The sequence below is a fragment of the Methylobacterium sp. J-092 genome (assembly GCF_022829325.1).
In the GTDB taxonomy this organism is placed as follows: domain Bacteria; phylum Pseudomonadota; class Alphaproteobacteria; order Rhizobiales; family Beijerinckiaceae; genus Methylobacterium.
The window spans coordinates 45,035-54,223 of record NZ_JAKSXU010000077.1 but is presented as its reverse complement, the minus strand read 5'-3'; the positions used below and the strand labels follow the sequence as shown (position 1 = coordinate 54,223).

Genomic DNA, 9,189 nt, shown 5'->3' with positions numbered 1-9,189 from the left:
GAGGCCGAGTACGGCGAGCGCGGGTCGTAGCGGCTGCCTTCCGTGAAGAACCCGCCCGGCGGCAGCGAGCCGTAGACCTCGTCGGTCGAGACGTGGAGGAAGCGGAAGCGGCCCTGCGCGTCCGCCGCCAGCCCCTCGTGGTGGCCGCGCGCCGCGTGCAGCATCACCTGGGTGCCGATCCCGTTGGTCCGGATGAACGCGCCCGGATCGGTGATCGAGCGGTCGACGTGGCTTTCGGCCGCCAGGTGCATCACCGCGTCGGGCCGGAAGTCCGCGAACGCCGCGCGCACCGCGTCGGCGTCGCAGATATCGGCCTCGACCAGGCGGTGGCGGGGATCCTCGGCGAGGGGCGCCAGCGACACCGGGTTGGCCGCGTAGGTCAGCGCGTCCAGCGTCAGCACGTCGTGGCCGAGGTCGCGCACCAGGTGGAGCACGAGGGCGGAGCCGATGAAGCCGCAGCCGCCGGTCACCAGGATGCGCATGTCGGCCTCCGTCAGCTGCTCCGACGCTTCAGGTGAAATAGCCCGTCGGCAGCACCGATTTCATCTCAGGTAGCTTGCACTGAGATATGAGCTTGAAATGACGCCGCGCGATGCGCAAAGAACAACGATGCATCATGATCCGGCGTCTTTGATTCTTATGACAAAGATCATCTCAAGCGGTAGAATATGCTTGGGGGTCGATTTTCTAAGCAGGTATTTTCCCTTTTTCGCGATCGTTCGCACGACGTACTTTGACGGGTTGAGCGAAAGCGCTACGGCCAGGTTTTTCATGAACGGAAGCCAGTTTCCGCTGCTGTAGTGCAGGGTCGCTATTCTGTAGGCGACAGCGGATCTCTTCAATCTCCAATTGCGGCATTTTTTCCAGATCGATTGTGAGTGAAGCATTTCCCTATATTGTTCCAGGCTTATTTCCGTGTTGCCGTTCAGGCGCCTGATCATGTTGAAATCGATGAAATCTCCGTTTTCGAAGATCTCGTTGATCCGCGTCGTCATGATGCTGCTATGCCGGCGATGCATCAAGACAGGCTCGGGCGACACGGCGATCTTGAAGCCCGCGGTCGCCATTCGCCCCCACAAGTCTCGATCATCCAGAAGATAGTTCCGATAGCCGCCCAAGCCGAGAACGACATCGCGCCGATACATCGCAGTCGGATGGATGATATTGACGATGAGGCCCGGGTCTTTTCTTGCAAGCCCACGTTCCATATCAATGGTCGGGACGCTCTTTCCGATGATCTTGTTGTCGACATCGATCATGTATGCTGCCGAGCTCAGAACGCTGACGTCCGGGTTTTCTTCCATGAATCGGATTTGCGATTTCAGCCTGTCCGGAAGCATGATGTCGTCGTCGTCCATGCAGGCAATCAGATCGTATTTCGCAAGCGACAGCCCCAAATTCCTGGCGGCAGGACCGCCCCTGTTCGTCGGGTGACGCAACAAACGGATCCTCGCATCCTTCTTGGCGAGAGCCGCGAGGATCTCATGGGTCCCATCGGTCGACGCGTCATCGACGACGATCAGCTCGAAGTCCTCGTGGGATTGCGTCAACACGCTTCCGATGCACGCCTCTATGTACTTGGCGCGGTTATGGGTTGGCACTATGACTGTCACCGACATCGGTACCTCCGAGTCCGCATCTTCGAGCAGACGAAAGACAATCTAAAGAGAAATATAATCGCTCTATATTGCGTGACCATGAAATAAAGCAGATCAAGTTTTGCAATGGGTCGCGTCGATCTTCCGGCCTGACGGTAGGCTGAATCCTCGACGAGATGACAGATTTTCAGGAGAGGCCGCGTACGCCTTTCGATCTAGCCCGAAGGGAACGGTCGAGGAAACGGGTCGATCGAAGCGCTGCGATCCTGCGATCCGGCAAACCGCGTGCACCGATCCAGAGACCTCCCAAGGTCGTTTCCGGCCATGCTGGGTCGAAGTCTTTCAGGGTCTTTGGGAGGGCGGCGGTGGCGGTCTCGTCGTGCCCGTGCGGCACGCAGATGCGGCAGCGCACCACGCGGAGGCGTCGACCGGAGCCTCGGAGCCTGTCGGTGGCGGCCGCCGTCTGGTCGACGAGGACGAGGCCGTGCGGATCGAGATCGATACGGCCTCCGATCGGCCGCCCGGAAACGACCGGCAACCGTCGGTGGCACGGATGGTGCCTGGAATGCGAAATGCCAGCTTGGGGTTGCCTGATCCCGTGCATCGGCCCACGCTCCGCTCATCCGCCTCGAAACTCTGGTCCGTCCCGGGAAGTCCTGATGTCGCGTCTGTCGGCCGCCTGCCTGATCGCGGGCCTGCTCGTCTCCCTGCCGCTCTCGTCCACGGTCCTCTCGGCGCAGACCCTGCGCTACGGCATGATGGAGGACCCCGACGCCCTCGATCCGACGCTGGCGCGGACGTTCGCCAGCCGCATGGTCTTCGCCGCGCTCTGCGACAAGCTCGTCGACATCGGGCCCGACCTGAAGCCGGTGCCGCAGCTCGCCACGCAATGGGAGCTTTCGCCCGACGAGAAGACCCTGACCATGCACCTGCGGCCGGGGGTGAGGTTCCATGACGGCGAGCCGCTGAACGCGGCGGCGGCGAAGTTCTCGATCGAGCGGCACCTCAAGATGCCGGGCTCGCAGCGCCGCGGCGAGATCGCGCCGATCGACACCGTCGAGGTGGTCGACGACCTGACCTTCAAGATCAACCTGAATACGCCGTTCGCGCCGCTGATCGCCCAGTTCACGGATCGGGCCGGGATGATGGTCTCGCCCAAGGCCGCCGAGCGGCTCGGCGACAAGTTCTCGACGGCGCCGGTCTGCGCGGGCCCCTTCAGGTTCGTCGAGCGGGTGCCGCAGGACCGGATCGTGGTCGAGCGCTTTCCCGATTACTGGAACAAGGACCAGATCCAGATCCAGCGGATCGAGTTCCGCCCGATCCCCGATGCCACCGTGCGGCTGACCAACCTGCGCGCTGGCCAGCTCGACCTGCTGGAGCGCCTGGCGCCGACCGACGTCCCCCAGGTCAGCCGCGACGCCAAGCTCGCGCTCGGATCGGTCTACGAGCTCGGCTTCCAGGAGATCCTGCTGAACCCCGCCAAGGCCGGCTCGCCGCTTGCCGACCCGAAGGTGCGCCAGGCGCTCGACCTGTCGATCGACCGCAACGCCCTCAACCAGGTGGTGTTCAACGGCGAGTTCCTGCCCGGCAACCAGTGGGTCTCGCCCAAGCACCCGAGCTACGTGACCGAATACCCGGTGCCCAAGCGCGACGTCGCCAAGGCGAAGGCCCTGCTCGCCGAGGCCGGGCAGCCGAAACCCCAGATCACGCTCTCGGTCTACGCCAACAGCGAGGCGCCGCAGGTCGGGCAGGTGATCCAGGCGATGGCCAGGGAGGCCGGCTTCGACATCCGGATCCAGGCCGCCGACTTCACCACGCTGCTCGACATGGCCGACAAGGGCAACTTCGAGGCCTACCTGTATTCCTGGTCCGGGCGACCGGACCCCGACGGCAACACCTTCAGCTTCCTCGGCTGCAAGACGCCGCTGAACTACAGCCGCTACTGCAACGCCGAGGCCGACGCGGCGCTCCAGGCCGAGCGCGGCACCGTCGACCCACAGAAGCGGCAGGCCGCCTGGAAGCAGCTTGCCGACCGGGTCCTGAACGACCGCCCGGGCCTCTACCTGCTGCACCGCAAGCTGCTCTGGGCCTACACCAAGAAGCTCTCGGGCTTCGTCGCCTACCCGGACGGGCTGGCGCGCTTCACCGGGCTCAAGCTGAACTGATGCTGCGCTTCCTCGCCCGCCGCCTGGCGCTCGCGGTCCCGACGCTCGTCCTCGCCTCGATGATCATCTTCGCCCTGCAGCAATTGCTGCCGGGCGACACCGCGACCGCGCTCTCCGGCGAGGAGCGCGACCCGGAGGTGATCGCTTTCATCCGCGAGAAGTATCACCTCGATCGGGCGCTCCCCGTCCGCTACGGCTACTGGGCGGCGGGCGTCCTGACCGGCGACTTCGGCGAGTCGATCCGCCTGCAGAAGCCGGTCTCGGAACTCGTCCTCGAGAAGCTGCCGGTGACGCTCGAGCTCGCCTGCCTCGCCATGCTGGTGGCCCTGGCCATCGGCGTGCCGATGGGCATCGTCTCGGCCGCCCGCCGCGGCACCTGGGCCGACACCTTGGCCAACGGCGTCGCGCTCTGGGGCCTGTCGATCCCGAACTTCTGGCTCGGCATCCTGATGATCCTGCTGTTCTCGGTGCAGCTCGGATGGCTGCCGGCCTCCGGCTACGTCCCGCCCTCGGAGAGCCTGTGGGAGAACCTCAAGGCGATGGCGATGCCGGCCTTCGTGCTCGGCAACGCGATCAGCGCGGTGATGATGCGCCACACCCGGGCGGCGATGCTCGGCGTGCTCGGCTCCGACTACGTCCGCACGGCCCGCGCCAAGGGCGTCTCGCCGCTGCGCCTGGTGCTGCGCCACGCGCTGCCCAACGCCGCGATCCCGATCATCACGCTGGGCGCCCTCGAGTTCGGGCAGCTCCTGTCCGGCGCAGTGCTCACCGAGCAGATCTTCTCGGTGCCGGGCTTCGGCAAGCTGATGGTCGACGCGGTGTTCAACCGCGACTTCGCCACCGTGCAGGGCGTCGTGATCTGCACCGCCGCCACCTATGTCGGCCTCAACCTCGCGGCGGATGTGCTGGCGGCCGTGGTCAACCCGAAGCTGAGGCGGGCATGAGCGGGATGGATCGCGACGCCGCCGCGTTGTTGCCGCCCCCCTCCGTGGCGGGGGGACGAGCGGTGACCCTCCCGCGCGAGCCCGGCATGCTCGGCGCCTTCTGGCGCCGGCTGCGGGCGCGGCGGAGCGCCGTCGTCGGGCTCGCCATCGTCGTCGGGCTGGTGCTGATGGCGGCGTTCGCCGGATGGATCGCGCCCTACGACCCGACGGCGACCGATTGGGGCGCGGTGCGCGCCGCGCCGTCGCTGGCCCACCCGTTCGGCGGCGACGAGGTCGGGCGCGACGTGCTGGCCCGCATCGTCTACGGGGCGCGGGCCTCGCTCGGCGCCGGCCTCGTCTCGGTGGCGCTCGCGGTCTCGCTCGGCCTGCCGCTCGGGCTCGTCGCCGGCTATGCCGGCGGCTGGGTCGACGGCGCGATCATGCGGCTCACCGATGCGCTCCTGGCGATCCCGTTCCTGATCCTGGCGATCGCGCTCGCGGCCTTCCTCGGCCCGAGCCTGACCAACGCCATGGTGGCGATCGGCCTCTCGGCGACCTCGACCTTCGTCCGGCTCACCCGCGCGCAGGTCCAGGCGGTGGCGGCGGAGGAGTTCGTCGAGGCGGCGCGCTCGGTCGGCAACCCGCCCTGGCGGATCGCGCTGGTGCACATCCTGCCCAACATCGTGCCGGCGATCCTGGTCCAGGCGACGCTGACCATCGCCGCGGCGATCATCGCCGAGGCGAGCCTGTCCTTCCTCGGGCTCGGCCAGCAGCCGCCCGAGCCGTCCTGGGGCGCGATGCTCAACGTCGCCAAGAACTTCCTCGACCAGGCGCCGTGGATGGCGATCTGGCCCGGCCTGTCGATCTTCCTCGCCGTGCTCGGCTTCAACCTGCTCGGCGACGGGCTGCGCGACGCGCTGGATCCGCGGGCCCGCACATGAGCGACATGCCGCGTCTCGAAACGCCCCTGCTCGAGGTCCGCGACCTCGCCGTCGCCTTCGACACCGACGGCGGCGCGGTCCACGCCGTCAACGGCGTCTCGTACGCGCTCCGCGAGGGCGAGACGCTGGGCATCGTCGGCGAATCGGGCTCCGGCAAGAGCGTGCACGTGCTGGCCATGCTCGGCCTGATCCCGCGGCCGCCCGGCCGGATCACCGGCGGTCAGGTGCTGTTCCGGGGCCGCGACCTGCTCACCCTGCCCGAGAAGGCGCTCCGAAAAGTCCGCGGCGGCGAGATCGGGTTCGTGTTCCAGGACCCGATGAGCTCGCTCAACCCCGGCATGACCGTGGCGGCGCAGATCGTCGAGCCGCTGCGCATCCATCTCGGCCTCGACGCCCGCGCGGCGCGCCGGCGTGCGCGGGAGCTGCTCGACCTCGTCCGCATCCCGAACGCGGCCGGCCGCCTCGACCAGTACCCGCACGAGTTCTCCGGCGGCCAGCGCCAGCGCGTGATGATCGCCATCGGGATCGCCTGCCGCCCGAAGCTCCTCATCGCGGACGAGGCGACGACGGCGCTCGACGTCACGGTGCAGGCCGAGATCGTCGCCCTGGTGCAGGAGCTGAAGCGCGAGATCGGCATGGCGATCATCTGGATCACCCACGACCTCGGGGTGGTCGCCGGCATCAGCGACACGGTGCAGGTGATGTATGCCGGCCGCATCCTCGAGCGCGGGCCGGTGGACGACATCTTCGCCGACCCGCGCAGCGCCTACACCCTCGGCCTGCTGCGCTCGCTCCCCGACCTCACCCGCGGCCGGGCCGGGCGCGGGCGCCTGCGCCAGATCGAGGGCGCGCCGCCCGACATGCGCGCGCCCCCGCCCGGCGACCCGTTCGCGCCGCGCAACGCCTACGCCACCCCCCGCTGCCGCACCGAGGCGCCGCCGCTCGTCCAGGCCGCCGGCGCCGCGCCCGGCCACCTCGTCGCGGCCTGGTACGACCTTCCGGCGATCCTGGCGCGCGAAGCGGAGGAGGCACGGTGATGCGGGCCCCGGACTATCCGATCGTCTCGGTGCGCAACCTCTCGAAGCACTATCCCCTGCGCTCGTGGTGGGGCGGCAAGGCCTCGGTGTTCCGGGCGGTCGAGGACGTCAGCTTCGACATCCGCGCCGGCGAGACGCTGGGGCTCGTCGGCGAATCCGGCTCGGGCAAGTCGACCATCGGCCGTGCCGTGACGATGCTGAACCCGCCGACCGCGGGCACCGTCGCCTTCGAGGGCACGGACCTCGCCAAGCTCTCGCCGCGAGCGATGCGCGGCATGCGCGCCCGCATCCAGACCGTGTTCCAGGACCCCTACGCCGCGCTCAACCCGCGGATGAGCGTCGGCGACTACGTCTCCGAGGCGTTCAAGCTGCACCGGCCCGAGATGGGCCGGGCCGAGCGCCGCGCGGCGGTGGCCGGGCTGTTCGAGCGGGTCGGGCTGGAGCCGCGCTTCGCCGGGCGGTTCCCGCACCAGTTCTCCGGCGGCCAGCGCCAGCGCATCTGCATCGCCCGCGCCATCGCGCTCAAGCCGAGCTTCATCGTCGCCGACGAGCCGATCGCGGCGCTCGACGTCTCGATCCAGGCGCAGGTGGTCAACCTGCTGCAGGACCTGCAGGCCGAGCTGGGGCTGTCCTACCTGTTCATCTCCCACGACCTGCGCATGGTGCGCTATCTCTGCCACCGGGTCGCCGTGCTCTGGCGCGGCCGCATCGTCGAGCTGGCCGAGAGCGACGCGCTCTACGACGACCCGCGCCATCCCTACACGCGGCGCCTGCTCGGCGCCGTGCCGGTGCCCGACCCGGCCGCCGAGCGCGCCCGCCTCGCCGCGGAGCAGGCCCGGCCCGCCTCCCCCATCGCCGAGGGCGGCGACCTCGTCGAGGTCGCGCCCGGCCACTGGGTCGCCACGAGAAGCTGAGGATCGCCCATGAGGAACTTCGAGGGACCGGGCCGCTCGCCCGTCTACGCCGCCAACGCCGCGGTCGCGACCTCGCACCCGGCCTCGACGCTGGTGGCGATCGAGACCCTGCGCGCGGGCGGCAACGCCGTCGACGCGGCGATCGCCGCGGTGGCGGTGCAGTGCGTCGTCGACCCGCTGATGACCGGCATCGGCGGCGACTGCTTCGCCCTGTATGCGCCCAACGGCGCGTCGGTGCCGATCGCGATCGACGGCTCCGGCCGCAGCCCGGCGGCCGCCGACGACGCGTGGTACCGCGAGAACGGCGTCGCGATCGAGCCCGATTCCGCGCATGCGGTGACCGTGCCCGGCGCGGTGGCGGCGTGGCAGAGGCTCGTCGAGGACCACGGCACCCGCTCCCTCGGCGAGCTGCTGCAGCCGGCGATCCGGCTGGCCGAGGACGGCTTTCCCGTTCAGCCGCGGGTCGGGTGGGACTGGGCGCGCAGCATCGGCCGGGTCGCCGGCGATCCGCACGCGGCGGCGACCTACCTGATCGACGGCCGGGCGCCGGCGGTCGGCACCGTGGTGCGGCTCGAGAAGCTGGCCGCGACCCTCCGGCGGATCGCCGGCGAGGGCGCGCGCGGCTTCTACGAGGGGCCGGTGGCCGAGGATCTCGTGAGCCGCCTGCGCGAGCGCGGCGGCCTCCACACCCTGGAGGATTTCGCGAGCGCCGCGCCGGACGTCGTCACCCCGATCAGCACCCGCTACCGCGGCTACGACGTCTACGAATGCCCGCCCGCCGGGCAGGGTCTGGCGGCGCTGATGATGCTCAACGTGCTGAAGCCCTTCGACGTCGCCGGGCTCTCCGACCTCGACCGGGTCCACCTCTTCGCGGAGGCGTGCAAGCAGGGCTACCACCACCGCGACGCCCTGTTCGGCGATCCCGAGCTCCAGGCGATCCCGGTCGAGCACCTGCTCTCCGACGCCTGGCAGGCGGCCGCCCACGGGGCGATCGACATGGCCCGCGCGCAGGCGCCGGTGCTCTATCCCGAGATCCGCGCCGAGCTCGCGGCCCGCGCGCACAAGGACACGGTCTACCTCTGCGTGGTCGACCGGGACGGCAACGCGATCTCGCTGATCAACTCGATCTTCCAGGGCTTCGGCTCGGGCATCCTTGGGCCGTCGAGCGGCGTGCTGCTGCACAACCGCGGCCTGTCGTTCCGCACGGAGGCCGGCCACCCCAACACGATCGGCCCGTCCAAGCGCCCGATGCACACGATCATCCCCGGCATGCTGATGCGGGACGGCCGCGCGGTCGCGCCCTTCGGCGTGATGGGCGGGCACTACCAGGCGATGGGCCATGTCGAGCTGCTGACCGGCCTGATCGACCGCGGCCTCGACCCGCAGGAGGCGCTTGATGCGCCGCGCAGCTTCGCCTACGGCGGCACGCTCGAGGTCGAGGGCGGCCTTTCCGGCCTCGTCGGCGGCCTGAGGGACCGCGGCCACGACGCGGTCACCGCTCCCCTCCCCCTCGGCGGCGGGCAGGTGATCTGGATCGACCGCGAAGCCGGCATGCTGTCGGCCGGCTCGGACCCGCGCAAGGACGGCAGCGCGCTGGGATACTGAGTCCGG

8 protein-coding genes are annotated in these 9,189 nt (G+C 69.3%); 6 read left to right on the top strand and 2 right to left on the bottom strand.

Annotated elements, in window-relative coordinates:
- Together MKK60_RS09210 and MKK60_RS09205 are read right to left on the bottom strand one after the other, a co-directional pair.
- Window positions 1-482: dTDP-glucose 4,6-dehydratase (locus MKK60_RS09210; protein ID WP_243985223.1), on the bottom strand; the 482-nt coding region annotated here is incomplete at its 3' end.
- Between the two features lie 132 nt (window positions 483-614).
- Complete coding sequence (locus MKK60_RS09205; protein ID WP_243985221.1) at window positions 615-1,619, bottom strand: glycosyltransferase family 2 protein; 1,005 nt, start codon at window positions 1,617-1,619, stop codon at window positions 615-617.
- A 638-nt stretch (window positions 1,620-2,257) separates the two neighbouring features.
- Between MKK60_RS09205 and MKK60_RS09200 the strand changes: the two genes are divergently transcribed.
- The 6 genes from MKK60_RS09200 to MKK60_RS09175 all read left to right on the top strand — a co-directional run bounded on the left by MKK60_RS09200 (window position 2,258) and on the right by MKK60_RS09175 (window position 9,183).
- Complete coding sequence (locus MKK60_RS09200) at window positions 2,258-3,763, top strand: ABC transporter substrate-binding protein (protein WP_243985219.1); 1,506 nt, start codon at window positions 2,258-2,260, stop codon at window positions 3,761-3,763.
- On the top strand, window positions 3,763-4,707 hold the full coding sequence (locus tag MKK60_RS09195; RefSeq protein WP_243985217.1) for an ABC transporter permease: 945 nt from the start codon (window positions 3,763-3,765) through the stop codon (window positions 4,705-4,707). Before MKK60_RS09200 ends, MKK60_RS09195 begins: the two co-directional genes overlap by 1 nt.
- A gap of 86 nt (window positions 4,708-4,793) precedes the next feature.
- Window positions 4,794-5,627 carry an ABC transporter permease gene (locus MKK60_RS09190; protein ID WP_243950113.1) on the top strand — a complete coding sequence of 278 codons (834 nt, stop codon included), beginning with the start codon at window positions 4,794-4,796 and terminating at the stop codon, window positions 5,625-5,627.
- Window positions 5,628-5,632: 5 nt separating this feature from the next.
- A complete protein-coding gene (locus MKK60_RS09185) occupies window positions 5,633-6,664 on the top strand; it encodes an ABC transporter ATP-binding protein (protein ID WP_147858752.1) in 1,032 nt (343 codons plus the stop codon).
- Window positions 6,664-7,578: an ABC transporter ATP-binding protein gene (locus MKK60_RS09180; RefSeq protein WP_243935039.1), complete on the top strand. Its 915-nt coding sequence runs from the start codon at window positions 6,664-6,666 to the stop codon at window positions 7,576-7,578. Before MKK60_RS09185 ends, MKK60_RS09180 begins: the two co-directional genes overlap by 1 nt.
- Before the next feature lie 9 nt (window positions 7,579-7,587).
- Window positions 7,588-9,183: a gamma-glutamyltransferase family protein gene (locus MKK60_RS09175; protein WP_243985215.1), complete on the top strand. Its 1,596-nt coding sequence runs from the start codon at window positions 7,588-7,590 to the stop codon at window positions 9,181-9,183.
- Window positions 9,184-9,189 lie beyond the last annotated feature (6 nt).